This is a genomic window from Nocardia terpenica (genome assembly GCF_013186535.1).
In the GTDB taxonomy this organism is placed as follows: Bacteria; Actinomycetota; Actinomycetes; order Mycobacteriales; family Mycobacteriaceae; genus Nocardia; species Nocardia terpenica.
Window position 1 is genome coordinate 248000 of record NZ_JABMCZ010000004.1, and the last position, 26530, is coordinate 274529.

Below are 26530 nucleotides of genomic sequence, written 5' to 3' on the forward strand. Positions count from 1 at the left end.
CCCCGTCGTCGCCCGTTGCGGCGCATCGCATTTCGCTGCGTGCCGACCCCGGCCGCCGAGCGGTCCGGGGTCAGCGGAAAGCGGCCAGGAAATCCTCGACGCTGCGGCCGTTGAGCCGGTAGCAGTGCGCGAACGCTTCGCCGTGGCCGTCGCGGGGCCAGGAGTTCAGAACGACGGTGCGACCGTAGTACCGCGAATTGATCAGCTCCCACCGCTCACCGACTCGGCGGACCGTGAACCCGGATCTGGGCATGAGGGGAACCACCGTCGCACGCATGAACGAACCAGCCTTTCGATACTGCTTCTCCCGTTACCTCCCCGCAGAGCACTGTGGCACATGACACCCGGGCATCCCGGGTGACACGCGGTGGCGAATCGCGGTTGATGTGATCGACATCGAGATCGTTTGTGTTGCTGCGAATTTGGTGTAGTTAGGTTGAATCGTCAAATGCGTGATGAACGGGTATGCGAGACGGTTGCTCGATAGCGACCGCAGAGTATGTGTCGCGGAACCCGAGTCGCACCCGAGATTCGAGCCCGCGACTTTGTAGGATCGGCCAGCGACAAGCAACCACGAGGCATCGACGAAAGACGTGCCGAGACGATCTGCGGAGCCGACAGTCGGCGTCGGGTCGGGACCATCCGGTGTGGTGCGCGCCGGAGCCCCGGACCGACCGGCGCGGGCGCGCGAGAGCTCGACGGGATGACCCGCGGGGCGCGTGGTCCGGGAGAGTCGGTGAGTTGCGCGTCGGGATCGGCGGGGCAGTGGGCGAGGGTAGAGAGGCGGTCGATGGTGCTGTACATCCACCGGGGCGAGCGAGCGGAGACGCTCGCGGACGCGCTCGGGGCGGTGTTGGCGCGGCCGCTGGCCGATCCGTTCGCCGCCGAGGTGGTGGCGGTGCCCGCCAAGGGCGTGGAGCGCTGGCTCACCCAGCGGCTCGCGGGGATGCTCGGCGCGGCGGATGGGGACGGCGTGTCGGCGAATATCGCGTTCCCGAGTCCCGCCGCCCTGGTCGCCGAGGCGCTGGCCGGGGCGACCGGGATCGCGGCCGACGACGACCCGTGGGCGCCCGACCGGATGGTGTGGTCGCTGCTGCGTGTCATCGACGCCGCCGTCGGCGAGCCGTGGTGCGCGGTCCTGGCCCACCACCTCGGTGCCGACGAACCGGCCGGGCGCAGCCATCGCGCGGGCCGCCGCTTCGCCACCGCGGCTCGCATCGCCGCCCTCTTCGACGGCTACGCCGCCCACCGCCCCACCGTGCTCACCGCCTGGGCCACCGGCTCCGACACCGACGGCTGCGGCACCCCCCTCCCGGAAGACCTGCGCTGGCAACCCGAACTGTGGCGACGGCTGCGCGCCGACCTCGGCACCCCGAGCCCCGCTGAACGCCTCACCGACGCCTGCGCCCGCCTACGCTCCACCCCCGCCATCGTCGCCCTGCCGCAACGCCTTTCACTGTTCGGCGTGACCCGCCTCAGCACCGACCAACTGCTGGTGCTCGACGCCCTGGGACAACAACGGGATGTCCACCTCTGGCTCATACATCCGAGCCCTGTCCTGTGGAAGCGGCTGGGGGAGATGTCGTCACCGACCTCCGTGATTCCGTCGTGCACTTGGCCGGAATCTACTGGTATGCAGCGGGTTACGATGGATCCCGGCCAAAAGCGCGCCGGGATGACTGGAGAGCGCGCCGGGATGACTGGAGAGCGCGCGGGGGTGACTGGAGTGCCCGCCGAGGTGGCGGGAGAGTGCGCCGGGGTGACTGGAGAGCGTGTCGGGGTGGCGGGAGTGCCCGCCGGGATGGCAGGAGAACGTGCCGGGACGATCGGGTGGCATCAGAGCACCGATCTCGGTACTGATCGGGTCGCCGAGGTCGTAGCACCCGTTCGCGCGGGAGACGGTAGTGCGTTGGTGGTGTCGCATCCGTTGTCGGCGGCGCTGGGGCGGGATGTGCGGGAGTTGCAGCAGCGGCTGCGGGTGCTCGGGGGGGGTGTGCGATGTGCATCATCCGGGCGGGGGGATGTCCTCGGGGGCTTTGCTTTCCGAGGTGCAGGCCGGGATCGTCGGGGATGTGTGGCCGCCGCGGGGCGATGCGGTCGGTGACGGCACGGTGCAGGTGCATTCGTGTCATGGGGCGGCGCGGCAGGTCGAGGTGCTGCGGGATGTGCTGTTGGGGCTGTTCGCGGCGGATTCGACGCTCCAGGCGCGGGATGTGATCGTGCTGTGCCCGGATGTGGACGGTTACGGGCCGCTGGTGCGGGCCGCGTTCGGGCAGTGGCACGGTGAGCTCACGGCGGGACCGGCGCATCCGGCGCACGGGCTGCGGGTGCGGCTGGCCGATCGGTCGCCGGGCGTGGTCAATCCGGTGCTGAGCGTGCTCGAGGAGCTGCTGGCCCTGGCCGACGGGCGGGTAACCGTCACCCAGGTGCTGGATCTCGCCGCGGCGGAACCGATTCGGCTGCGCTGCGGCTTCGACGACGACGATATCGAGCGGCTGCGCGAATGGGCGGCCGAGACCGGCGCGCGGTGGGGCATCGGGCAGCGGCAGCGACAGGCGTTCGGCCTCACCGACTTCGCGCAGAACACCCTGAACGCGGCCGTCGACCGGATTCTGCTCGGCGTCGCGGCGGGCGAATCCTCCGAGGACTGGCTGGATCTCGCGCTGCCGCTGGAGGACGTGGACTCCGGCGACGTCGATCTCGCGGGCCGGTTCGCCGAATTCGTCGACCGGCTCGCGGTCTGCGTGCGCGACCTGCGCGGCCCCACCCCGGCCGAACCCGCCGGATCCGAACGCCCGGCGCACGAATGGGCGCAGGTGCTAGGCCGGGCCCTGGACCTGCTCACCGACACCACCCACGCGAACTCTTGGCAGGCGGTCCAGGCGCGGCGCGATGTGCGCGTGGCCCTCGACCACGCCGGTGACATCGCCCTGCGGCTGCCCGATATCGCGGCGCTGCTGCACGCCAGGCTCGCGAGCCGGGTGTCGCGCACCAACTTTCGCACCGGCGAACTGACCGTGTGCACGCTGCAGCCGCTGCGCTCGGTCCCGCACCGGGTGGTGGTGCTGCTCGGGCTCGACGACGACGTGTTCCCGCGTGCGGGCGGCATCGACGGCGACGACGTGCTGGCGCGCGAACCCCGAGTGGGCGAACGGGATTCGCGCAGCGAGGATCGGCAGCTGCTGCTGGACGCGATCCTGGCCGCGCGCGAGAAACTGATCGTGCTGCACACCGGCGCCGATCCGGTGACCGGCGCACACCGCCCGCCCGCCATCCCGCTCGCCGAACTGCTCGACGTGCTGCGCGCCCATACCGGCGATCTCTCGACCGTGGTGACCCGACATCCGTTGCAGTCCTTCGACAGTCGCAATTTCGACCCGGACCGGCCGTTCAGCTTCGACACCGTCGCGCTGGCGGGAGCCCGGGCCGCCGCCCGCCCGGCGCGGGAACGCCCGGCCTTCCTGCCCGGCCCGCTGCCCGCCGCCGCACGCGTGGATGTCGAGCTGGCGGAACTGATTTCGTTCGCCGAACACCCGGTGCGCGCGTTCCTGTGGCAGCGCCTGGGCATCCGGGTGCCGGAGGAAGAGGAGGAGATCGACGAGCGGCTGCCGATCGAACTCGACGGCCTGGCCCGGTGGAATATGGGCGAGCGCATGCTGTCGGCCCGGCTCACCGGCGCGGATCCCGCGACGCTGCGGGCGGCCGAATGGCGGCGCGGCACCCTGCCGCCGTTCGGGCTCGGCGCCGCCGTCCTCGACGATGTGGCCGACACCGTGGACCGGCTGGTCCGGGTGGCGCGGCCGCTGCACGAGGTGCCCGCGCGCACCATCGACGTGGCCGTCGACCTGGGCGACGGGCGGCTGCTCAGCGGCACGGTGCCGGACGTGCACGACGACGCCGTCGTGCGCACCACCTTCTCCCGGCTCGCGCCCAAGCATCGGATGGCAGCCTGGGTGCGGGTGCTGGCCCTGGCCGCCACCGAGCGGCACCAGGGCTGGCGGGCGCTGAGCATCGGCCGCGGCAAATTCGGCCGTCCCGCGTGGCGTTCGGCGCTGACCGCACCCAATGGCGCGGTGGCGCAGTCGATTCTGCGCGACCTGGCCGACCTGCGCGACGAGGGCCTGGCCGAGCCGCTGCCGATCGCGCCGACCGCCTCCGCGGTCTATGCCGAACGCCGTTGCCAGGGCGCGAGTCTCGATGACGCCCGCCTCGCCGCGGATCAGGAATTCCTCGGCGGCCCCAACGGTCCCAAGCCCTTCGGCGACCACACCGACCGCTACCTCCGCTACGTCTGGGGCCCGGCCCCACGCCTCGAACACCTGGAGTCCCCCCTGCCCGACCCCGACCCCGCCGGAGAGCGCACCCGGTTCGGCGCCCTCGCCCGCCGCCTGTGGAATCCGTTGCTGGCCTGCGAATCCCAGGGGCAGCCGTGACCGACGAACTGTTCTCCGTCGCCGACCTGCAACCGGCCCACCGCCCCACCCGCCGCCGCCCGGCCACATCTGTTGCACCCCAGGCCGTCTCGGCATCAGAGACCGACGGCACGCTGAGCCTTGTCGAGCCCGTCTCGCCTGCCGGTGCCGAATCCGCCGGGGCCGGTACCTCATCCGAGGCCGACGCGATGGCGGGCACTGCCCCGGAAACTACTTCGAAGCCGGACGGCACGCGATTCGAGCTGTGCGGCCCCCTGCCGACGGGGACGACCGTGCTGGAGGCCAGTGCGGGGACCGGGAAGACCTATGCGATCGTCGGGCTGGCGGTGCGGTTCGTGGCCGAGGCCGGGGTGGATGTCTCGGAGTTGCTGCTCGTGACGTTCAGCCGGGCGGCCACGCAGGAACTGCGGGAGCGGACTCGGGACCGGTTCGTCGCGGTGGCGGCGGGACTGGCCGATGCGGCGGCGCGGGACAGCGCCGACGAGTTGATTCGCCATCTGGCGCAGGCGGATTCGGCGGAGGTGGCGCGGCGGCGGGCACGTCTGGTCGCGGCGCTGTCGGATTTCGATTCGGGGACCATCGCGACCACGCACAGCTTCTGTCAGCGCATGCTCGACGAGCTGGGGCTGGCGGGGGAGCAGGATCCGGGCGTGCGCATGGTGGAGGGCGTCGACGATCTGGTCGACACCGTCGCCGATGACCTGTTCCTGGCCCGCTACGCGCGCAGCGGGCCGCCGTTCTCGCTGAAGGACGCGCATCAGCTGGCGGCGGCCGCGGTGCAGGATCGGCATGCGCGCCTGGTGCCGGACGAGGACATCGGCGATCACCCGGCGTCCGAGCGGGTCGCCTTCGCCGCCGAGGTGCGCGCGGAAGTGGAACGGCGCAAACGGCTTTCGGGCATCCGCGACTTCGACGATCTGCTGGTGCTGCTGCACGACGTGCTGGCCGACCCGGTGCACGGCGAGCGCGCGTGCCGCCGCATCCGCGAGCGCTACCGGGTGGCGCTGGTCGACGAGTTCCAGGACACCGATCCGCTGCAGTGGGACATTCTGCGCCGCTCGTTCCACGGCCACGCCACCCTGGTGCTGGTCGGCGACCCCAAGCAGGCCATCTACGCCTTCCGCGGCGCGGAGGTGCTCAGCTACCTGGACGCGGTCGCACACGCCGATTCCCGTCGTGAACTGACCACCAATCGCCGCAGCGACGCCGGGCTGCTCGACGCCCTCGACCACCTCATGCGCGGTGCGGCCCTGGGGCACAAGGAGATTGTGGTGCACCCGGTGGCGGCGGTGCGCCCCCGCACCCGGCTCACGGCACCCGAGCACACACCGATTCCCCTGCGGCTGCGCTGTTTTCCGCGCACGGGCGCCGGACCGCTGAACAAGACGGACTTCCCGGCGGTGGGCCGCCAGCGCTCCCGCGTCGCCGACGACCTGGCCGCCGATATCGTGCGCCTGCTCGACGCGGGCGTGCGGATCGACGACCGCCCGCTGGGCCCGGGCGATATCGCGGTGCTGGTGCGCACGCGATCCCAGATCGACCTGGTGCGCGGCGCGCTCGACAAGGTCGGGGTGGCGTCGGTGCTCGCGGGCGGTGCGAGCGTCTTCGGCACCCGGAGCGCCACGGACTGGCTGTGGCTGCTGCGCGCCCTGGAGCAACCGCATCGCGGCGACCGCGTCCGGCTGGCCGCGGGCACCCCGCTGCTCGGGCTGTCGGCCGCCGAGATCGATTCCGGCGGTGCGGATCTGGTCGGCACGCTGGGCGCGCAGCTGCGGGACGCGGCTCGCCTGTTCGGCCGCGCCGGATTCGCCGCCGTCTTCGAGAAGCTCTCCGCCGAAACACAACTCGCGCCCCGGCTGCTGGCGGTGGCGGGCGGCGAACGGCAGCTCACCGATCTGCGGCATATCGCGCAGCTGCTGGATCGGGTCGCGCTGCGCGAATCGCTCGGCCTGACCGCGCTCACCCGCTGGCTGGCCGACCGGGTGCGAGATCCGGCGTCCGGCACGGTATCCGACCGCAGCCGCCGCCTGGATCGCGATGCCGCGGCGGTGCAGATCGCGACCGTGCACGCCAGCAAGGGCCTGGAATTCCCGGTCGTGTATGTGCCTTTCGCCTGGGACAGCGCCAAGAATCCGAACCCGGTGACGCTGCTGTTCCACGACGGCGGCGGCGACCGCGTCCTCGATGTGGGCGGCGCGGAAGCGCCGGGATACGCGGAGCGCAAACGCTCCGCCGACGCCGAGGACGCGGGGGAGGAGCTGCGGCTGCTGTACGTGGCCCTCACCCGCGCGCAGTGTCAGGTGGTGGCGTGGTGGGCCCCCGCCTACGGCACCGCGTTCGCGCCGCTGCACCGGATGATCCTGGGCCGGATGCCGGGCAGCGCGGAGGTGCCCGCGCGCAGTGCGGTCGCGGCGGATTCGGTGGTGCTGGAACAGCTTTCGGCCTGGTCGGCCGCTGGCGTGGCCGACACGATCGCCATCGAGGCGGTGACGGCGGTGGGGCCGGTCCGGCCGCGCTGGGAGCGCGCCGCCGCGGCGACCGGCGAACTGGCGGCGGCCCGCTTCGATCGGGTGCTCGACCACGACTGGCGGCGCACCTCGTACTCCGCGCTCACCGCGGGCGCCCACGACCTGCATACCGCCGAACCGGACGAGGTCCCCGGGACCGACGAACCCGACGCTCCCGCAGCCGATCTCGACGATAGGACCGAATTCGACACGGCCGCACCGTCTCTGATGAACGCCCTGCCCTACGGTGCGGAATTCGGCACGCTCGTGCACGGTGTGCTCGAGGTGGTCGACACCGACGCCGCCGATCTGGCCGCCGAGGTCCGGGCCCGCTGCGCCCGGGCGATCGAGGAACAGCTCGCCGACATCGACCCCGACGAACTGGCGTCCGCGCTGCTCGCGGTCCTGCGTACACCCCTGGGTGACGGCGGTTCCCTGGCCGATATCTCCAGCCGCGACCGCCTCAACGAGCTCGACTTCGAACTGCCCCTCGGCGGTGGCGACACCCCGCGCACCGAGCGGGTGACGCTGCGGCAGATAGCGACCCTGCTGCGCACCCACCTGCCCGCCGACGACCCGTTCGCCGAGTACGCCGACCGGCTCGACACCATCGAGGACTCGCCCCTGCGCGGCTACCTCACCGGCAGCATCGACGCCGTCCTGCGCACGGCCGGACCGCGTTTCGTGGTCGTCGACTACAAGACCAACCGCCTCGGCACCGGCGACCTCACCGTGGCGCACTACACCCGCGACCGCATGGCCGCGGAAATGATGCGCTCCCACTACCCCCTGCAAGCCCTCCTGTATTCCGCCGCCCTGCACCGCTTCCTGCGCTGGCGCCTACCCGACTACACCCCGACCCGCCACCTCGGCGGCGTCCGCTACCTGTTCGTCCGCGGCATGATCGGCCCCGAAACCCCACCCGACCACGGCGTTTTCGCCTGGGACCCACCGGCCGCCCTGATCACCGACCTGTCGGACCTGCTGGCGGGCATCGGCCATCAAACGCGGGTTGGTGGGCGATGACGGCAAGCCTGTTGGCGCAGAGGGCAACTCGGTTCTCCTGCGCGATCGATGATATTGACTGTGCTTCGGCCGTCGGCTCGAATTTTCCGGGTGTTGAAAGCCGTTCTGCCCGCGGCGAAGAGTGGACGATGACCGCTGTTCGGCTGGCGGAGCGGGCAACTCGGCCCTCCCGTGCGCTCGGCGCCATCGGCGGTCCGTCGTCCGTCGGTGCGAGCTTGTCGGGTATTGCTCTGCCCGTGGCGAGGAGTGCGCGATGACCGCTATTCAATTGGCGCAGCGGGCAACCGGGCTGTTGCGCACCTTCAATACCGCGGGTGTGCTGTCGGCGGCCGATGTGCATGTGGCGGTGCGGCTGGGGCGGTTGGGGCGGGAAGAGTCCGAGGTGGTGTTGTTTGCGGCGGCCTTGGCGGTGCGGGCGGTGCGGTCGGGGTCGGTGTGTCTGGAATTGCTACGGATGCACGAGATCGGTATCGACGGGGAGGGTTTCGATACCGGTGGCGATCCGGAGGCGATCGATCCGGCGACCCTGCCGTGGCCCGATGTCGATGCGGTGCTGGCGGCGCTGCGGGTCAGTCCGCTGGTGCAGGGGAGTCCGGCGGGGCCGCTGCGGCCGTTGCGGCTGGTCGATCACGATGCGGGGCCGCTGCTGTACCTGGACCGGTATTACCGGCAGGAGCAGACCATTCGGCAGGCGCTGATCGAGCGGGGCGCGGGATATCCGCTGATCGATCCGGAAACCGTTCGGCGCGAACTGGATCGGCTGTTCCCGGAGCCGACGGGACCGCACGATCCGCCGGACCGGCAGCGGGTGGCGGCCGCGCTGGCGGCCACCCACTGGACGACCGTCGTGGCGGGCGGCCCGGGAACCGGCAAGACCCACACCATCGCTCGCATTCTGGCGCTGCTGGTGGCCCATCAGCGGTCGATGCCGGGTGCGCCCGCGCTGCGGATCGCGTTGGCCGCGCCCACCGGCAAGGCCGCGGCGCGGCTTCAGGAATCGGTGCGCGAACAGGCGGGTGACCTGGACCTGCCGGAGCTCACCGCCGCGACTCTGCACCGCCTGCTGGGGTGGCAGCGCGGCGGCGCGACCCGGTTCCGGCACCACGAATTCAACCGGCTCCCTTACGACATCATCGTGGTGGACGAGACCTCCATGGTGTCGCTGACCATGATGAGCCGCCTGCTGCCCGCGGTGCGTCCCGACGCCCGCCTGGTCCTGGTCGGCGACCCCGACCAGCTCGCCTCGGTGGACGCCGGTGCGGTGCTCGCCGACCTCGTCGCGGGACCGGTTGCCGGGCAGCCGAATCCGGTGCTCGATCAGGTGCTCGACGGCAATACCGGCGTCGAGCATCCCGACGCGCTCACCCCGCGCGAGCGGGACCGGTTGCGCGGCGGCATCGTTCGCCTGACCCGCGGCCGGAGGTTCGGTGGCCGCATCGCCGCACTCGCCGTCGCCGTGCGCGCCGGTGACGCGGATGCGGCGCTGGCGCTGCTGGCCGACGGCGGCGACGAACTCACGCTGTGCGAGCCCGACGACATCATCGGCGTGCGAGCCGATGTCGTGGCGGCCGCCCGCGCGGCGACGGCCGCGGCGGACCGCGGTGATGCGGCGGCGGCGCTGACGGCCATGGAATCCCATCGCCTGCTGTGCGCGCACCGCCAGGGCCAGTTCGGCGTCGACCGCTGGGACCGGTTGGCCGGAGGCTGGGTCGCCGCGGCCGGAATCGGCGCGGAACACGGTGCCGGGCACTGGTTCCCGGGCCAGCCGCTGCTGGTCACCGCCAACGACCACGAGGCCCGCATCTACAACGGCGACACCGGCGTCATCGTCCGCGCCCCCGACGGCACCCTGCGCGCGGCCCTGCAGCGCGGCTCCGAGCCCTACCTGGTGCATCCCACCCAATTCCCCGGTGTCACAACGGTATACGCCATGACCATCCACCGCAGCCAGGGGAGCCAATACGGCACCGTCTCGGTCGTCCTCCCCGGCCCCGACTCCACCCTCCTCACCCGCGAACTCCTCTACACCGCCATCACCCGCGCCCGCACCCACGTCCGCATCCTCGGCACCGAAGACGCCATCCGCGCCGGAATCGCCCGCCGCGTCCTCCGCGCCAGCGGCTTACGCGGGTGATCCCGGCAAAAAGCATGCCGGGACGACTGAAGGGCTTGGTGGCCGGGATGACTGGAAGGGGGGCCGCCGGGATGGTTGGAGGGCAGGGCCGCCGGGATGACTGAAGGCGGGGGACTCGATAGATCGTGTTGGGGCGACTTGATAGGTATGTTGCGTCGGAACGATCTACGCTGGGGCTATACGGCACGTGTCGGGATCTGTGCGGATCGAGGGGTTCGAGACATGACCAGTGTGGCTGAGCACGTCGGTGTGCTCATTGTCGGGGCGGGGCTGTCGGGGGTCGGGGCGGCCTGTCACTTGCGGCGGGCGTTTCCGGGGCGGAGCCTCGTTGTTCTGGAGGCGCGGGATGCTGTCGGCGGGACGTGGGATCTGTTCCGGTATCCGGGGATTCGCTCCGACTCGGACATGTTCACCCTCGGCTATCGGTTCCGGCCGTGGCTGGGCGACAAGGCGATCGCCGACGGCGACTCGATCCTGAGCTATGTGCGCGAGACGGCCGCCGAATACGGCATCGATCGCCACATTCGGTTCGGGCACCGCGTGGTGCGCGCGGAATGGTCGTCCGAGCGGCAGCGCTGGACCGTCACCGCGCAGCGCACCGACACCGGCGAATCGGTCGTCCTCACCGCGGACTTCCTGTTCGGCTGCTCCGGCTACTACCGCTACGACCGGGGCTACACTCCGGAATTCCCCGGCCTGGACCGCTTCGGCGGCACGGTGGTGCACCCGCAGCACTGGCCCGAGGATCTGGCCGTGGCGGGCAAGCGGATCGTCATCATCGGCTCCGGCGCCACCGCGGTCACGCTGGGTCCGGCGCTGGCCCGGCTCGGCGCGACGGTGTGCATGCTGCAACGCTCGCCCAGCTACATCCTGTCCGCCCCGGCCCGCGACGACCTGGCCGACCGGCTGCGCACGCTGCTGCCCGCCAAGGCCGCCTATGCGCTGGCCCGCGCCAAGAACATCGCCGTCAGCACCGCGATCTATCAACTGTGCCAACGGTATCCGGACCGCATGCGGGCCTGGATCCGCGGCTGGCAGGAGCGCTGGCTGCCCGCGGGCTACGACATCGACACCCACTTCACGCCCGCCTACAACCCGTGGGATCAGCGACTGTGCCTGGTGCCCAACGGCGATCTGTTCCGCGCCATCCGCGCGGGCGACCTGGACATGGTCACCGACCGCATCGACACCTTCACCGAGACCGGCGTGCGCCTCGCCTCCGGAACCGAGCTGGAGGCCGATATCGTCGTCACCGCAACGGGTTTGGACCTGCTCCTGTTCGGCGGCATCGAACTGGTGGTGGACGACGCCGTGGTCGACGTGCCGAAGGCGATGGCGTACAAGGCCATGATGCTGTCGGAGGTGCCGAACTTCGGCTACATCATGGGTTACACCAACGCCTCCTGGACGCTGAAGGCGGATCTGGTGTGCGAGTACGTGGTTCGCCTGCTGCGGTACCTGGACGAGCACGGCTATTCCAGCGTGACCCCGGTGCGCGATCATTCGGTGGGCACGACGCCATTTCTGCCGAACTTCAGCGCCGGTTACGTGCTGCGCGCCGCCGATCGCTTCCCGGTCGCGGGCGATCGCAAGCCGTGGCGGCTGCACATGAACTATCTGCGCGATATTCCGGCGTTCCGGTACGGGAAGATCGATGACGGCGCACTGCGATTCGCTCGGGCGGAACGGCGTGAGCCGCTGCACGTTGTGAATTGACGCTGAGGGTGGCGAGCGCGCCGTGAATCAGGCTGTGCCCTCGAAGATTCCGGGAATCGCCAGCGCACGCTCCACGTCCTCGCGCCGCCCCAGCGTGACCAGGACGTTCCGGATCATTGTCAGCCGGGCCGCCGCGACCTCGCCGGGGTCGGGCTCGCCGCCGGGCGCGGTCGCCGCCGAGACCCGGTAGACCACGAATTCGCAGACCTGTAGGGCGGTATCGAGATCCAGCAGGGCCGGGCGCGGGCGGCCCAGCTCGGCGAACTTGGCGCACACCAGCGCGCGGATATCGTCGAAGGCCCGCTCCCGATAGGCCGACACCGGTGAGGCCGGATCGTGCAGTTCGGCGAAGACCGGCCGCAGCATCGGGCCGTGCCCGCGCGCCCAGTCCAGATACGCGTCGATGATGCCGATGCCCAGCTCCACCGGCTCGCCCGACCGCTCCGCCGCCGCCCGGATACCGCCGACCAGCCCCTCGTTGGAGGTGGTGAGCAGCGCGTGCAGCGGCGCCTCCGCATTGCCGAAATAGCGGTAGAAGGTGGGCCGCGAGATCCCGGCCCGCTCGATGATCCGGGCCACGCTCAGCCCGCGCGAGCCGTGCTCGGTGAACACCTGCGCGGTCGCGAACACGATCCGGGCACGCACCTCGTCGGCCTGCTCGGGCGTCTGCGGCGGTCGTCCCCGCCGCGCGCCACCATGGGAGGTAACCACCGCGTCGCTGGGCATCTGTGGATCCTTCCCTGATCGGTGGCACGGTCTTGACAGAGTGTCCCACGCGGTCATTAATCTAACAGTAGTGTTCAATTAATAGAGAGGGCCGACAATGACGACCGCCCCGGAGCTCGCTCCCGCCGCAGCCCTGCCGTTCCCGCTGGTGGAGCGGCTGCTGTCGCACGCCGTCGCGGGCGGCGCTCCGGCGGTCGAGGTGTATGCGCCCGCCACGGGCCACAAGATCGCGGAGCTGCCGCAGTCGTCGGTCGCCGATATCGACACCGCCTTCGCGGCCGCCCGGCGAGCGCAGCGGGAGTGGGCGCGGGTGCCGGTGCGCGAGCGGGTCGCGGTGCTGCGCCGATTCCACGATCTGGTGCTGGCCGAACAGGACGCCATCCTCGATATCGTGCAGACCGAGACCGGCAAGTCGCGCGTGCACGCCTTCGACGAGGTCGCCGACGTCGCGGTCAACGCCCGCTACTGCGCCGCCGCGGCCGAGCGGTTGCTGGCGGTGCGCCGCCCGCGCGGGGTGCTGCCGGTGCTGACCCGGGTGGAGGTGCGGCACCGCCCGAAGGGCGTGGTCGCGGTGATCTCCCCGTGGAACTATCCGCTGGCGCTGGCCGCCTCCGACGCGCTGCCCGCCCTCGCCGCCGGAAACGCGGTCGTCTCCCGTCCCGACAACCAGACCGCGCTGACCGCACTGTGGGCCATCGACGCCGCCGAACGCGCCGGACTGCCGAAGGGCCTGTGGCAGGCGGTACTCGGCCGCGGCTCGGCCATCGGCGGCGAGGTGATCGCGCGCGCCGATTTCGTCGACTACACCGGGTCCAGCGCCACCGGCCGCACCATCGCCCGGCAGGCGGGGGAGCGGCTGATCGGCTACTCGCTCGAACTCGGCGGCAAGAACCCGATGCTGGTGCTGGACGACGCCGACGTGCGCGCGGCGGCGAAGATCGCGGTGCGCGCCTGCTTCGCCTCGGCGGGCCAGCTGTGCGAATCGATCGAGCGAATCTACGTGCACGACAGCGTGTACGAGCGATTCGTCGGCGAATTCGTGAACAACACCCGCCAACTCACCCTCGGCTCGGCGCTGGACTACTCCTACCAGATCGGCTCGCTCACCTTCGCGCGCCAGATCGACACCGTCGCAGCGCATGTCGACGATGCGGTGGCGAAGGGCGCGACGGTGCTCGCGGGCGGCCGCGCCCGGCCCGACCTCGGCCCGTACTTCTACGAGCCCACCATCCTCGAGGGCGTGCGGCCCGGCATGACGGTATACCGGGAGGAGACGTTCGGTCCGGTGGTGTCGGTGTACCGGGTGCACGGCGACGACGAGGCCGTCGAGCGGGCCAACGACACCGCCTACGGCCTCAATGCCAGTGTGTGGGGCCGGGATCGGGCGCGGGCGCGCGCGGTCGCCGCCCGCATCGCCGCCGGATCGGTGAACGTCAACGAGGGCTTCATCGCGGCGTGGGGCAGCGCGGCGGCACCGTCGGGCGGGCTCGGGATTTCCGGCGGCGGCCGTCGGCACGGTCCCGAGGGGCTGCGCAAGTACATCGACACCCAGACCATCGCGGTGCAGCGGGCGCTGCCGATCGCGCCGCTGCCCGGCATGTCCGAGGCGGTGTGGGCGAAGACGCTCACGCTGTACTTCGGCGTCATGAAGGCGTTGCGGCAGCAGTGAATACGGGAAAGGGCAGGAATATGGAGACCGTAGCCGGGACCAAGGTCCTCATCACCGGCGCCGCGATGGGGCTGGGCAAGGCGTTCGCCGAGCGGGCGGTGCGGGAGCGGGCCGCCGATGTGGTGCTGTGGGATGTGAACGAGGAGGCCCTGAACAAGACCGCCGCCGAGCTGACGGCAGTGGGCGGCAGCAGGATTCACCGGTACGCCGTCGACGTGTCCGACCGGGACGCGATCGCCGCGGCGGCGGAATCGGTGCGCGCCGCGGTCGGCGTGATCGACGTGCTGATCAACAATGCGGGCATCGTGCGCGGCAACGGCTACTTCTGGGAGACCCGCGACCGCGCCGACATCGACCAGACGATGGCAATCAATTCCCTTGCGCCCATGTACATTACGCTGGAATTCCTGCCCGCCATGGTGGCACACCGCAGCCCGGCGCGGATACTGACCGTCGCCTCCTCCGCGGGGCTGGTGTCCAATCCGCGAATGAGCGTGTACGCGGCCTCCAAGTGGGCGGCGCTGGGCTGGTCGGATTCGGTGCGGCTGGAGCTCGAGCAGTCCGGCAACGGGCACGTGAAGATGACCACGTTCTGCCCGACCTACATCAACACCGGAATGTTCGCCGGGGCAAAGGGTTTCCTGTTCACCCCCATCATCGAGCAGGACCACGCCGTCGACACAGCTTGGTCCGAGATGAAGAAGGGCTCCCCGCTGGTGGTCATGCCGTGGACCTCGCGGCTCAACCGCGCCATCTCGGGCCTATTACCACTCAAGATCCGCGACCTGTACCTGAACGCGGTCGGTGTATACCACTCGATGGACGAATTCACCGGCCGCACAGCCTAGTCCGTGATTCCGGCGTGCTTTTGGCCGGAATCCACTGAGATCCCGGCCAAAAGCACGCCGGGATGACGGAGGGGAGCACGCCGGGATGACGGAGGGGAGCGCGCCGGGATGACGGGGGGAGCGCGCCGGGAGGCAGCGTCCTCAGTGTGGCTTGGTACCGATGACGACCGTCGCGTCTAGTTCATCGGATTCGGCCACGGTCGGCACGAGCCCGAGGTCCGCGAGGATGTCGGTGGCGATCGGTACCTGAGCGCGGCTCGCCTCGACCAGCAGCCGACCGCCGGGCGCCAGCCAGGCGGGGGCGTCGGCGGTCACCCGGCGGAACACGTCGAGCCCGTCGGGGCCGCCGTCCAGGGCGCGGCGCGGCTCGTGGTCGCGGGCCTCCGGCGGCATCGCCGCGATCGCCTCGGTTGGCACGTACGGCGTGTTGGCCAGCAGAATGTCCACGCGTCCGGCCAGTTCCGGCGGCAACGGCGAATACAGGTCGCCCTCGAGCACGCGGGCGTCGAGCGCGCGCAGATTGCGGCGGGCGCAGGCGACGGCGGCCGGTTCGATATCGCTCGCGGTGAGCCGGGCGCGAATCCCGCGGCCCGCCAGCTCGGTCACCGTGGCCAGCCCGAGCGCCCCGGAGCCGCAGCACAGATCCAGCACCACCGCATCCCGGCCGGGCGCGGTGAGCGCCACCGCCTGCTCGACCAGGAATCCGGTGCGCTGCCGCGGCACGAACACCCCCGGCGCGACCGCCACCCGCAGGCCGCGAAACTCGGTCCAGCCCAGCAGATGTTCCAGCGGCACGCCGGAAACCCGCTGCGCCACCAGCCCTTCCAGCTCGGTGGGTGAGGAGGCCGCGGCGGTGAGCAGCGCGGCCTCCTCCTCGGCGAAGACGCACCCGGCGGCGCGCAGCGCGGTCACCAGGGTGTCGTGGTCGGGTGTGGTCACCGGACCATTCTGCGGGGTGGGTCGAATGGTTTATCGCATGGCGGGCAGCAGGAAGGTGCGGGTGGCGTCGATATAGATGCCGCGCTGGGCGGCCCGGCTGGGCGGCGGCAGCTGCGACACCAGCTGATCGAGCGAGGTCGTCGCGCCCACCACCCGGGTCCCGGCGACGATGAAATCGCCCACCGCGCGGCGGATGTGGTTGGGCGAGGTGACCACGACCGCGCTGGTCGCGCCCGCGTCGCGCAGCATCTTCGTGCTGAACAGGGCGTTCTGCACGGTCGAGTTGGCGCGATCTTCCACCAGCACCCGGGAGGCCGGAAGGCCGTGGCCGATCAGCCATCCCGCCATCGCCGCCGACTCCGGCACGCCGTTCTGCGGATTCCCGCCGGTGACCACGACCGGGGAACCGGGCGCGATGAACGCCTGCCGGCAGGCGGCCTCGAGCCGGGCCACCAGTTCGGGGCGCATGGTGCCGTCGGGCAGCAGGCCGTAGCCGAGCACCACGATGCCGGTCTGCGGGCCGATGAGCGCGGGCAGCGGATTGGGCAGGGTGCCCACGGCGGCGCCGATGGCGCCCAGCACGTTTCGCGCCCCCTGCGCCATGGCGGGATCGAGCGCGCTGAGCCGGTTGAACGCCGTCTCGCGGGTGATGAAATCGCCGACGTAGTCCGACCAGATGGCCTGCAGCGCGAGGGCCTGGGCATCGTCGGGGGTCTGGTCCAGCAGCGCGTGCAGGTCGGCCAGACCGGCGGCGTCGTTACCGTCGATGAAGTTGGACTGGGCGGAGTTGTACAGGGGTGCGGGCCCGATGGCGGCCGAGGCGGTGGCCGCCGAGGGTCCGGCGACGGCGGCGGCGATCGAGACCGCCGCCACCAGATATCTGAAACGCCTTGCGATTTTCACTGCTGTCGACACCTTTCCGACGATCGGGGTCTCGCATGTGTTGCTGGCAAGTGGCTCGAGGTCAATCCATGATCACGATACGGGCGGAAGTCGCGCAGGGCGAGGATTTCTTTTCGTAAGATTCGCGGTCGCGACCGGGAACCGATCGATTGCCCGCCGTGTAAACCGCGGCGCGGGTCGGACTTCCGAGCAGTGCGCGAAGGCCCGAGCGGCGATAGCGGATCGATAGCGATGACTCGCGCCGCCCGCCGTCGGCGCCGCCGGGCCGCCCGTTAAGGTGGGAATCCGTGGACACGACTTCGCTGACCGGCAAGGACCTTGCCGCCGCCCTCAACGCCGACACCGCACAGCGCGCCACCGCGCGCACCGCACAGGGCGCCGCCCCGCGGCTGGTGCTGGTGGTGGCCAACGACGACCCGGCCAGCGGCTGGTATGTGAAGTCGCTGCAGCGCGCCGCCGAACGCCTCGCAATCGCCTGCGACACCGTGGATCTGGGCGCCGACGCGAGCGCCGACACGATCCGCGCCGAACTGACCGCGCTGAGCGCCGATCCCGCGGTGGACGGGGTCATGCTGCAGACCCCGCTGCCCGCCGGTGTCGCGCTGGCCGATGTCAGCTCCGCCATCGCCGCGGCCAAGGACGTCGACGGCGTGAGCCCGCAGTCGCTGGGCCTGCTGGCCGCGGGTCTGCCCGGCTTCCCGCCCGCCACCTCGCAGGCCGTGGTGGAACTGGCCAAGTCTCACGGGATTCCGCTCGCCGGGCGGCACGTCGCGGTGGTGGGCCGCTCCAATGTGGTGGGCAAGCCGCTGGCGCAGCTGCTGCTGGCCGAGAACGCGACCGTGACCGTATGCCATTCGCGCACCACGGATCTGCCCGCGGTGACCTCGGCCGCCGATATCGTGGTCGCCGCCGTCGGCCGCGCCGGTCTGCTCACCGCCGCGCACATCCGCGAGGGCGCGGTGGTCCTCGACGTCGGCACCAACGAGGGCCCGGACGGCAAGATCGTCGGCGACGTGGACGCGGACTCGGTGCGCGGCAAGGCGTCCGCGCTGAGCCCGGTGCCCGGCGGCATCGGGCCCGTCACCACGGCGCTACTGATGCGGCACGTCGTCGAGGCCGCAGAGGCCGCCCACTCCTGACCGGCCCGCGACCCTCACCAGTGGGTCGTCACCGGATCGCCGATCCGGACGACGCTGTAGTACCACTGGGCATCGTCCGGGGCGAGGTTGATGCAGCCGTGGCTCACGTTCTCGTGTCCCTGCTGATCGACCGACCACGGTGCCGAGTGCACGTACACGCCGCTCCAGGTGAGCCGCTCGGCGAATTGGGCGGTGATGTAGTAACCCTCCGGGCTGCTGAGCGGGATGCCGATGGTGCGCGAGTCCATGACGACCGAGCGATCCCGCTCGAGCACCGGGAAGGTGCCCACCGGCGTCTCGCGGCCGGGCTTGCCCATCGACGCGGGCATCACCCGCGGCGGCTGGCCGGGAACGTCGACGGTGAACGTGTGCGCCGACATGTCCGCGTCGGCGGTGGTGCCGCCGTCGGTGCGGAATTCGGTGCGGGCGGTGCCCGCCGCGACGGTCAATCGGGTGGCGGCGGGCAGGAAACCCCGTGGCTGCCAGACCAATTCGCGATCACCGTGCCAGGTGAACGAGCCGGGTAGCGCGCCGACGGTCACCGATCGCTCGGCTCTGGCGCGATCGGCGACGGGGGTCGCGAACCGGACGGTCACCGGATGGGCGATGCCGACGACCGCGCCATCGGACGGGGAGAGGGATTCCACGGCGTAGGTCTGCGGCGTCGCCGCCAGCGCGGCCGCCGTGCCGGTGGTGATCGCGGCGAGTGCCCCGATCACGAGCGCCAGGAACATCTGCCGAATCATGTTCCGCATGGCTTCCACCCCTTCGAGTGGTCTCTATACACAGTCTTAACTTCATGATCACCGCGCCCCCCGGTGATCGCACGCATCGTGACCAATTTGCCGCATGTCGCTGCGCGATTCGCGGTGATGTGCGTGTTATCGGAAATCGGCATGTCGCCGAGTTCCGGATCACATTGGGCGGTGCATATCCGGCGGGTACCCCGTGCTCGCCCGTAGCATCGGATCCATTCGGAAATAGTGCGGACGACGGAGGCGGCGTTGTGACGATCCCATCCGGACCCGGGCTGCCGCTGACCCCGCGGCGCCGCTCGCCCGTGCGCATCGGGCTGGCAATCGTGGCCGTGGTGCTCGGGCTCTACACCCTCATCGCTCAGATTCTCGCCATCGTGCCGGTGGGCTGGACCCAGCCGGTGCTGCGGAGCGCGGGCGTGCAGGCGGTGATCCTCGCGATCGGGTGGAATCGCGCGCTGATCGGCTCCTGGAATCCGGTGATCGCCCTGGTCGCGGTGCTGGCGGCGGCCGCGGCCGCGTGGGGCAGCCGGTCCTGGTCGGCCCGCACGCTGACGGCCGCGACCGGGCTGGGCCTGGCGCTGGCGCTGATCACGTCGGTGACGCTGGTGGTCTCGGCGCACAGCGCGACCGGCAAGTGGATGCTGTTCGGCCCGGCCGCACCCCTGTTGAACGACGCCAAACCGCCGGACGAGACCGTCGTCTACGCCACCCTCGACGGTCGGCCGATGCACGCCGACCTGTATCTGCCTGCGGCCGCGGCGAATCCGGCGCCGCTGGTGGTGAGCATCCACGGCGGCGCGTTCATCGCGGGCAGCCGCGGTTCCACGCCCTACACCCGCTGGCTCGCCGAGCAGGGCTACGCCGTGCTGGACGTCGACTACCGGCTGTCCAGCACCGACGACCTGCGCTGGAACACTCAGGACGCCGACGTGGGCTGCGCGCTGACCTGGGCGATGGCGCACGCCCAGCAGTACCGCTGGGATCCGCACCGGGTCGTGACCTTCGGCGGCTCGGCGGGCGGCAGCCTCGCGGTCAACGTGGCGTACAAGATCGCCAACGGGACGCTGAAGCCGTCCTGCGGCACCGCGGGGGAGCTGCCGCGGATTCGGGCCGTGATCGGCATGTATCCCGCCGTCGAGCTGGCCGGATCGCAGTCCGACACCGGTCAGGGCGCGAAGGTCGGCCGCGCCTACCTCGGCGGCACGCCCGCGGAGTACCCGGCCCGCTACGCCGCCGCCGACTCACCGCCGCAGATCGGCCCGCACGCCCCGCCCACCCTGCTGGTGCAGGGCCGCGGCGACCATCTCGTCTTCGCCTCCCGCACAAGGCAGTTCGCCGACCGGCTGACCGCCGCCGGAATCACCCACCGCTACGTGGAGTTCCCGTTCGTCGACCACGGCTACGACGCGAAGGTCCTCAATATCGGCGCGCAGGCCGGGCGCAGCGTCGTACTGGACTGGCTGCGCCGCTACGACGAGCCACCGACGACGGTCCCGAACGGGCCGCTGTGACGGTCCCGCCGGTCAGCGGGCGACGGCGGACAGCACGTCGGCGTGCAGGGCGTCGGCGCGGGCGGTGATCTCCTCGATGCGGCGCAGCACCGGCGCGAACTCCGCGCCCTGCCCCTCGCTCAGCGAGCCCACATTGATGGCGATATTGAGCTGCGAGCTGGTGGCCGCGGCGCGGGCGGCGTCGGCGGCCGCGCCGATATCGGTGACCACATTGGGATTGCCGATCGGCAGCAGATCCGCTGCCAGCGAAAGGATTTCGTCGGCCTCGTCGACCACCGCGGCCGGTACCCGCGCGGCCTGGACGAGGGCGGCGGTGATGGCCTCGGCGCGCGCGGCCGATTCGGTGTCGGTGGCCTTGGGCAGCTTGTAGGCCGCGCCCACCGCGGTGAAGGCGGCGGCGTCGGCGTCGGCGAGGGCCAGCGAGCGCGCCCGGGCGGCGTCGGCGGCCGCGATGATGCGGTCGACGACCTCGCGGTTGGCGGCATCCTTGGCGCGCGTGGTGTAGCGGGCCACCATCGCCACCAGCGCCGCGCCCTGGGCGGCGTGCAGGGCGGCCACCGCGCCGCCGCCGGGGGCGGGGATCTTGGCGGCCAGATCGTCGAGGTACCGCCCGATCGCCGACTCCCCGAAGGGGGTGGTGTCCTGTGACGACGCGATGTCCTGAGACATGCTGCGGGGCCTCCCGTTCCGATATGCGGCAGCTGCTACGCCGAATACCGTACCCGGTCGCCGCGGCGCGCCCTGCGCGGACGTCCCGGCCGACCAGGCAGTAGGTTCGGGCCTATGCGTATCGGATTGGGCATCAACTATGCGGGCGGCTTCAAAGAGGTGGCGGCGGAGGTCGCCGATCTCGAACGGGCCGGGGTCGACATCGTCTTCGTGCCCGAGGCGTACTCCTACGACGCGGTGAGCGCCCTGGGCTACCTGGCCGCCAAGACCGAGCGCGTCCAGCTGGCCTCCGGCATCCTGCAGCTGTACACCCGCACGCCCACGCTGACCGCGATGACCGCGGCCGGACTGGACTATGTGTCCGACGGCCGCTACGTCCTCGGCCTGGGCGCGTCGGGCCCGCAGGTGATCGAGGGCTTCCACGGCGTGCCCTACGACGCGCCGATCGGCCGCACCCGCGAGGTGATCGAGATCTGCCGCAAGGTGTGGCGGCGCGAGCGGCTGGAATACAGCGGCAGGTACTACACCATCCCGCTGCCCGCCGATCGCGGCACCGGCCTCGGCAAGCCGCTCAAGCTGATCAATCACCCTGTCCGCGAACGCATTCCGGTGCTGCTGGCCGCGCTCGGCCCGAAGAACGTGGAACTGGCCGCCGAACTGGCCGAGGGTTGGCAGCCGATCTTCTTCCTGCCGGAGAAGGCGAACGACATCTGGGGCGAGGCGCTGGCCACGGGCCGGGCCAAGCGCGACGCGGCCCTGGGCGATCTCGACGTCTACGCGGGCCCGGCGGTCGCCATCGGCGACAATATCGAGCCGCTGCGCGAATTCGTCAAGCCGCACCTGGCCCTCTACATCGGCGGCATGGGCGCCAAGGGCAAGAACTTCTACCACACCCTGGCCACCAAATACGGCTACGGCCCGGAGGCCGACCGCATCCAGGAACTGTATTTGGCCGGAAAGAAGGACGAGGCCGCCAAGGTGGTCCCCGACGACCTCGTGCGCGACATTTCCCTGATCGGATCCGCGGGTTTCGTCAAGGAACGAATCGCCGCGTTCCGCGAGGCGGGGGTGACGGTCCTGAACGTGGTCCCGATGGCCGCCACGCCCGCCGAGCGGGTGAAGCTGGTCGAGCAATTGCGTGAGTTGGTCTAGACAGCCGCTGGCGTACTGGTCGGCCGCTCGGTTCGGCCGCGCTGCGGGTTCGCTCTGTTTCCTTGGCCGCTCTACCCCTGTCGCAGCGCCGTCAACGCTTCCTCGAGCGTGGGGTACAGGGCGAACACCTGGTCCAGATTGGTCATCTTGAGTTGGCGGCTGGTGGCCGGGCCGTCGGCGACCACGGCGATGCGGGTGGCCGACCCGGCTCGCTGATGGGCGGCCACGAGCGCGGCCATCCCGGCCGAGGCCAGGAAGCTCACCTGCGAGAGATCGATGATCAGCGCCGCGGGGGGCTTGCCGCCCAGCGTCGCCTCGATCGCATTCTCCAGCGCGGGTGCGGTCGCCAGGTCGACCTCGCCGGCCACCGTGAGCACGGTCGCTTCGTCGTGCACCGAGACCGAGGTGGTCATCGTGTCGGCGAGGGGATACGCGTCTCCGGAAGTGTTGGTCACAGAAGACCAATCTGCCATGAACCCGCCCGAAGCGCTGCATCGTTGGCCGGATCGACACCCGATTCGCGCTTTCGAGACAAGTGAAAACCCCAGCTACACCGCCGATTCGAACGGTTGCCAAAAGGTCGCCGACGGATATGCGACGGAGTGTCACATCTGCGCCCCACGCACCGAAACGGACATATGCGGCCCCTTGCGGTCGGCCTGCGTGATTCCAGTGCGTCGGGTGACAGGTCGGCGACTACACCCGACTGGTCGCCGACGACGACACCGCGGGTAGTTTCGCCACCATCCGCACCCGCGTCCCGGTCCCGTGATGGTCGATCACCAGCTCGTCCGTCAGCGCTCGCATCATCGTGATTCCCCGCCCCCGATTCCCCGGATCCTCCGGCAGTGGACGCCAGATTCCGACATCCGCGACCTCGATGACGACGCGGTCCGAGGCGCAGTGGGCGGTCAGGGCGACATGACCCGGGGCGCTGTTCAAGTAGGCGTGTTCGATGCTGTTGCTGCACGCCTCGTTGGCGGCGGAGATGAGGTCGGCGGACAGTTCGTGGGGGGCGCCGGCGGCGGTGAGCCACAGGGCGAGGGCTCGGCGGATGCCGGACAGGCGGAGGGCCTCGGCGGGCACGTCGAGCTCGAGGGGGGCGGGGGGTTGGCGGTAGACGACCATGGCGACGTCGTCGTCGTAACCGGCGGCGGGGCGGAGGCGAGACAGGACCGCGTCGGCGACCTCGCGGGGGAGATGGGTTGCGGCATCGGATAATTCGTCGGCGAGTTCGTCGAAGCGCATATCGATGTCGATGCCGCGCTGCTCGACGAGGCCGTCGGTGAACAGGACCAGGGTCGCGCCGGGTTCCAGGGCGGTGCTGTCCTCGGGGCGGACCGGGGGATCGAAGGTGGCCAGCGGGACCGCGCGGCCGCCCTCCAGCAGTCGTCCCTTGCCGCCGGGATCGGCGAGCACCGGGGGCATGTGCCCGGCGCTGGAATAGCGCAGCACGCCGCGGACCGGGTCGATGATGGCCGCGCACACCGTGGTGCACATCGCGCCGGGAATGCGGGCGGCGACGGTGTCGAGCTCGGCCAGCAGCTGTGCGGGACCGGCCCCGCGCAGCAGCAGAGCCTGTGCGGCCGTGCGCAATTGGCCCATCACGACGGCCGCCTTCAGGCCGCGGCCGACGCAGTCGCCGACCACCACGCCGATCGTGCCGTCGCGCAGCTGCACCACGTCGTACCAGTCGCCGCCGATCTCGAGCGGCGGCAGCGCGGGCTCGTAGTGCACCGAGAACCGCGGCGGCAGTTCGATCGGGCCGAGCATGGCCCGCTGCAGGGTCAGCGAGGTGGAGCGCGCCTGGTCGAAGTTGCGCGCCCGCTGCACCGCCAGGCTGAGATGCCCGACCAGCAGCGAGAACAGCGCCCAGTCGCCGGGACTGATGGCGCGCGGGGCGGCGAAGCGCAACCACAGTGCGGCATCGGCGGCCTCGCCCAGCGGAGCGACGATCCCCTCGGAGGTCGCCGCGCCCTCCGGAATCGCGAACATGGTGCGGCCCGGCCGCATTCGGGCCCGGTCCAGCAGCGCCCGCGCCCGCGCGTCGAGCACCTGCCGCGACACCGCCGCCTCGGAATCGCCTGCGGCGGTATCGGATTCGGCAGTCGGATCCGGATTCGCCACCGGCCCCGAGACATACAGCTCCGGGCCGGTCTGCCGGTTCGGCCAGACCGATACCACCGCGGTCTCCGCGCCGATCGTGCGCCGCAGCTCCTCGAGGCCCACGGTCAGCACCTCGACCACGCTGGTGGCCGCGCCGACCGCGGTCGCCAGCCGCGATACCGCCTGATCGCGCGCCTGCGCGTCGTGCTCGGCGGTCACGTCGCGGATGGTGCCGACGAAAATGCGTTCGCCGTCTTCGGGTTTCACCAGCGAGGAGGTGCTCACCGCCAGCCACAGCCGCCGCCCGTCGCGATGGCGCACCGGCATCACGAACCGGGCCGCCTCGGTGCCCAGATCCGGATAGCGCGACCCGTCGTCGGGCGCCCACGGATGCGGCAGCGCGTACGGCACGCCCTCCGGCCCGTACCCGGTCAGCGCGCCGAACGCCGAATTCACCTCGAGCAGCGTGCCGCGCGCATCGGAGACGAAGAAGCCGTCCTGCAGCGATTCCACCAGCGCGGCCCGGAAGGCGTCGCGGCCCGCCAGATCCTCGGCGCGCGAACGCTGCATCTCGTAGCTGCGGGTGCTGTCCAGGAAGCCGCGGGTGGCCACGTCCAGCGCCGCCATGGTCTGCAGCAGAAATTCCAGTGCCGCTTCGGATTTCACCTCCGAGCCGACGGGCGGCTCCAGCAGTCCCTCGCGTTCGAGCAGCCGGAAGTGGTGTTCGGTGAGATCGAGAATGCTCACGCCCTCGACCAGCGCCCGCCGCCCGAGCTCGTACCCCTCGGACAGCGTGTTCTGTGTCGGCGAATCCAGATGCAGGCGAAGAGCATTCGAATACGCTTCGCGAAAAGCGGCCAAAACCGCGCTCACGATGCAGGTCCCATGGGCCCGCGATGACGAGCGGCCAGGACCAGCGCGTCGTCGGTGTCCTTGGCGTACTTGGCGAGGATGTCGGAGGTGATCTCGGCGGTGGGCTTGGCCAGGTCGAGGCCGTCGACGTAGTCGTCCACGATGCCGTCGGTGGACATCAGCAGCAGGTCGCCGGGACGCACCGACACCGTCTGGGTTTGCAGGCTCGGGGGCAGCAGGTAGCCGACGATGCCGCGGGTCGGCAGCGCCCCCGCGCGGATGGTCGGCTTGCCGGGACCGACCGCGACGACCCGGGTTTCGACATTGCCCACCCCCAGCCACTGCAATCGGTCGCCGGGACCGAACAGGGCCAGCGAGACCGCCGCGCCGCGGGTGTCGGACATGGCGCGATGACACATCAGCATGAGCACGTCCAGCGGCTCCGCGCGATTCTCCGCGAGCACCTGGGTGGCGCGATCGGCCGCGTCGGCCGCCGCCGCCCCGTGCCCGAGCCCGTCGAGCACCGCGAAAAGCACCGAGCCGCCGCCTGCGTCGAGCACCAGCGAGCGATCCCCGGACACGCGCTGGCCCGGCAGGGCGCGCCCGGCGATCCCCCATTCGATCTGACCGATGTAGCCGTCCTCATGCACCGATGGGTACCCACTTCCACATCTCCACCAGCGTGCCCTGTCCGGGCGAGGACTCGATCACCAGTCGATCCATCAGCCGCCGTGCTCCCGGCAGACCGAGTCCGAGACCGCGCCCGGTCGAATAGCCGTCCTCCAGGGCGCGTGCGATGTCCTGGATCCCCGGCCCCTGATCCTGGGCCTGCACGACCAGTGCGCGCCGACCCTCCCGATCCTCCACGGTGATCCGAATCTCACCCGTGCCCGCATAACTGGTGATGTTGCGGGCGACCTCGGAGATGGCCGTGGAGATCATGGTGATGTCGGTCAGGGTGAACCCCAGCTTCGCTGCGAGTTCGCGCCCGGCCTGACGTGCGGTCACGATGTCGTTGGACACCTTCACCGCGATCACCACATTGTCAGCGGCCACGGTCACGACCGTCTCGCTGGCGGCGGCGGGCGGGCAACTGCTTGTTCAGCCATGCGAGGCCCTCCTCGAGATCGAGGGCGGTGTGCATGCCTTCGAACGTGAGGCCCAATTGCACCATGGCGAAAGCGACTTCGGGTTGCAGGCCGACGATGACCGTCTCCGCTCCCCGCAGCTTGGTCATGTGGGCGATGGTACGCAGCGAGCGCGCGGCGAAGGAATCCATCACATCGATCGCCGTGACGTCGACGATGATGCCTTGGGCGCGATACTTGCTGACGTACTTCATCAGATCGTCCTGCAGGCGCTCGGTATCGGCGTCCGTGAGTGCCGACTGCACGGACGCGATGAGGTAGGTGCCCTGCTTCAGAATGGGTACCGGCATGGGC

General features: G+C 70.9%; 19 protein-coding genes and 1 pseudogene. 9 read left to right on the plus strand and 11 right to left on the minus strand.

The window, feature by feature from the left end:
* Positions 1 to 70 precede the first annotated feature (70 nt).
* Positions 71 to 253 (minus strand): hypothetical protein, encoded by a 183-nt coding sequence (locus HPY32_RS33940; RefSeq protein ID WP_228786912.1) that lies wholly within the window; start codon positions 251 to 253, stop codon positions 71 to 73.
* Positions 254 to 793: 540 nt separating this feature from the next.
* Between HPY32_RS33940 and HPY32_RS33950 the strand changes: the two are divergent.
* The 4 genes and pseudogenes from HPY32_RS33950 (at position 794) to HPY32_RS33965 (ending at position 11816) form a co-directional block, all read left to right on the plus strand.
* A pseudogene (locus HPY32_RS33950) lies at positions 794 to 4433 on the plus strand (exodeoxyribonuclease V subunit gamma).
* Positions 4434 to 4621: 188 nt separating this feature from the next.
* Positions 4622 to 7966, plus strand: coding sequence for a UvrD-helicase domain-containing protein (locus HPY32_RS33955; protein WP_067595953.1), 3345 nt, complete (start codon positions 4622 to 4624; stop codon positions 7964 to 7966).
* 253 nt (positions 7967 to 8219) lie between these two features.
* Positions 8220 to 10100, plus strand: coding sequence for an exodeoxyribonuclease V subunit alpha (gene recD, locus HPY32_RS33960; RefSeq protein ID WP_067589758.1), 1881 nt, complete (start codon positions 8220 to 8222; stop codon positions 10098 to 10100).
* Between the two features lie 222 nt (positions 10101 to 10322).
* Positions 10323 to 11816 carry a flavin-containing monooxygenase gene (locus HPY32_RS33965; protein WP_067589755.1) on the plus strand — a complete coding sequence of 498 codons (1494 nt, stop codon included), beginning with the start codon at positions 10323 to 10325 and terminating at the stop codon, positions 11814 to 11816.
* Between the two features lie 27 nt (positions 11817 to 11843).
* Here the strand turns inward: HPY32_RS33965 and HPY32_RS33970 are convergent, their stop codons facing one another.
* Positions 11844 to 12542 carry a TetR/AcrR family transcriptional regulator gene (locus HPY32_RS33970; RefSeq protein WP_067589751.1) on the minus strand — a complete coding sequence of 233 codons (699 nt, stop codon included), beginning with the start codon at positions 12540 to 12542 and terminating at the stop codon, positions 11844 to 11846.
* Positions 12543 to 12639: 97 nt separating this feature from the next.
* Between HPY32_RS33970 and HPY32_RS33975 the strand changes: the two genes are divergently transcribed.
* Entirely contained in the window at positions 12640 to 14211 is a 1572-nt protein-coding gene (locus tag HPY32_RS33975) for a succinic semialdehyde dehydrogenase (RefSeq protein ID WP_067589748.1), read from the plus strand.
* Between the two features lie 20 nt (positions 14212 to 14231).
* Entirely contained in the window at positions 14232 to 15059 is an 828-nt protein-coding gene (locus HPY32_RS33980) for an SDR family NAD(P)-dependent oxidoreductase (protein ID WP_067589745.1), read from the plus strand.
* Between the two features lie 141 nt (positions 15060 to 15200).
* Here HPY32_RS33980 and HPY32_RS33985 read toward each other — a convergent pair whose 3' ends face one another.
* The gene (locus tag HPY32_RS33985; RefSeq protein WP_067589740.1) at positions 15201 to 15998 is read right to left on the minus strand and encodes a putative protein N(5)-glutamine methyltransferase; all 798 of its coding nucleotides are present in this window, start codon (positions 15996 to 15998) and stop codon (positions 15201 to 15203) included.
* Positions 15999 to 16028: 30 nt separating this feature from the next.
* The gene (locus HPY32_RS33990; protein WP_171983200.1) at positions 16029 to 16901 is read right to left on the minus strand and encodes a YdcF family protein; all 873 of its coding nucleotides are present in this window, start codon (positions 16899 to 16901) and stop codon (positions 16029 to 16031) included.
* Between the two features lie 287 nt (positions 16902 to 17188).
* On the opposite strand from HPY32_RS33990, the gene HPY32_RS33995 reads away from it, so the two are divergent.
* Entirely contained in the window at positions 17189 to 18040 is an 852-nt protein-coding gene (locus HPY32_RS33995; protein WP_067589737.1) for a bifunctional 5,10-methylenetetrahydrofolate dehydrogenase/5,10-methenyltetrahydrofolate cyclohydrolase, read from the plus strand.
* Between the two features lie 14 nt (positions 18041 to 18054).
* Here the strand turns inward: HPY32_RS33995 and HPY32_RS34000 are convergent, their stop codons facing one another.
* Positions 18055 to 18795, minus strand: a complete 741-nt coding sequence (locus HPY32_RS34000; protein ID WP_067589734.1) for a L,D-transpeptidase — start codon at positions 18793 to 18795, stop codon at positions 18055 to 18057.
* A 251-nt stretch (positions 18796 to 19046) separates the two neighbouring features.
* On the opposite strand from HPY32_RS34000, the gene HPY32_RS46320 reads away from it, so the two are divergent.
* Positions 19047 to 20309 carry an alpha/beta hydrolase gene (locus tag HPY32_RS46320; RefSeq protein ID WP_067589731.1) on the plus strand — a complete coding sequence of 421 codons (1263 nt, stop codon included), beginning with the start codon at positions 19047 to 19049 and terminating at the stop codon, positions 20307 to 20309.
* A 12-nt stretch (positions 20310 to 20321) separates the two neighbouring features.
* On the opposite strand, the gene HPY32_RS34010 is transcribed toward HPY32_RS46320, so the two are convergent.
* Complete coding sequence (locus HPY32_RS34010; RefSeq protein WP_067589728.1) at positions 20322 to 20978, minus strand: cyclodeaminase/cyclohydrolase family protein; 657 nt, start codon at positions 20976 to 20978, stop codon at positions 20322 to 20324.
* A gap of 114 nt (positions 20979 to 21092) precedes the next feature.
* Here HPY32_RS34010 and HPY32_RS34015 point away from each other — a divergent pair, with 114 nt between their 5' ends.
* A complete protein-coding gene (locus HPY32_RS34015; RefSeq protein ID WP_067589725.1) occupies positions 21093 to 22130 on the plus strand; it encodes an LLM class F420-dependent oxidoreductase in 1038 nt (345 codons plus the stop codon).
* A gap of 71 nt (positions 22131 to 22201) precedes the next feature.
* On the opposite strand, the gene HPY32_RS34020 is transcribed toward HPY32_RS34015, so the two are convergent.
* The 5 genes from HPY32_RS34020 to HPY32_RS34040 all read right to left on the minus strand — a co-directional run bounded on the left by HPY32_RS34020 (position 22202) and on the right by HPY32_RS34040 (position 26526).
* Positions 22202 to 22543, minus strand: coding sequence for an STAS domain-containing protein (locus HPY32_RS34020; RefSeq protein ID WP_067595951.1), 342 nt, complete (start codon positions 22541 to 22543; stop codon positions 22202 to 22204).
* A gap of 283 nt (positions 22544 to 22826) precedes the next feature.
* A complete protein-coding gene (locus tag HPY32_RS34025) occupies positions 22827 to 25109 on the minus strand; it encodes a SpoIIE family protein phosphatase (protein ID WP_067589722.1) in 2283 nt (760 codons plus the stop codon).
* Entirely contained in the window at positions 25106 to 25738 is a 633-nt protein-coding gene (locus HPY32_RS34030) for a SpoIIE family protein phosphatase (RefSeq protein ID WP_067589719.1), read from the minus strand. The genes HPY32_RS34025 and HPY32_RS34030 overlap by 4 nt, the downstream gene beginning before the upstream one ends.
* Positions 25731 to 26144 carry an ATP-binding protein gene (locus tag HPY32_RS34035; protein WP_067589716.1) on the minus strand — a complete coding sequence of 138 codons (414 nt, stop codon included), beginning with the start codon at positions 26142 to 26144 and terminating at the stop codon, positions 25731 to 25733. Before HPY32_RS34035 ends, HPY32_RS34030 begins: the two co-directional genes overlap by 8 nt.
* A complete protein-coding gene (locus HPY32_RS34040) occupies positions 26134 to 26526 on the minus strand; it encodes an STAS domain-containing protein (protein WP_067589713.1) in 393 nt (130 codons plus the stop codon). The genes HPY32_RS34035 and HPY32_RS34040 overlap by 11 nt, the downstream gene beginning before the upstream one ends.
* Between the last annotated feature and the right edge of the window lie 4 nt (positions 26527 to 26530).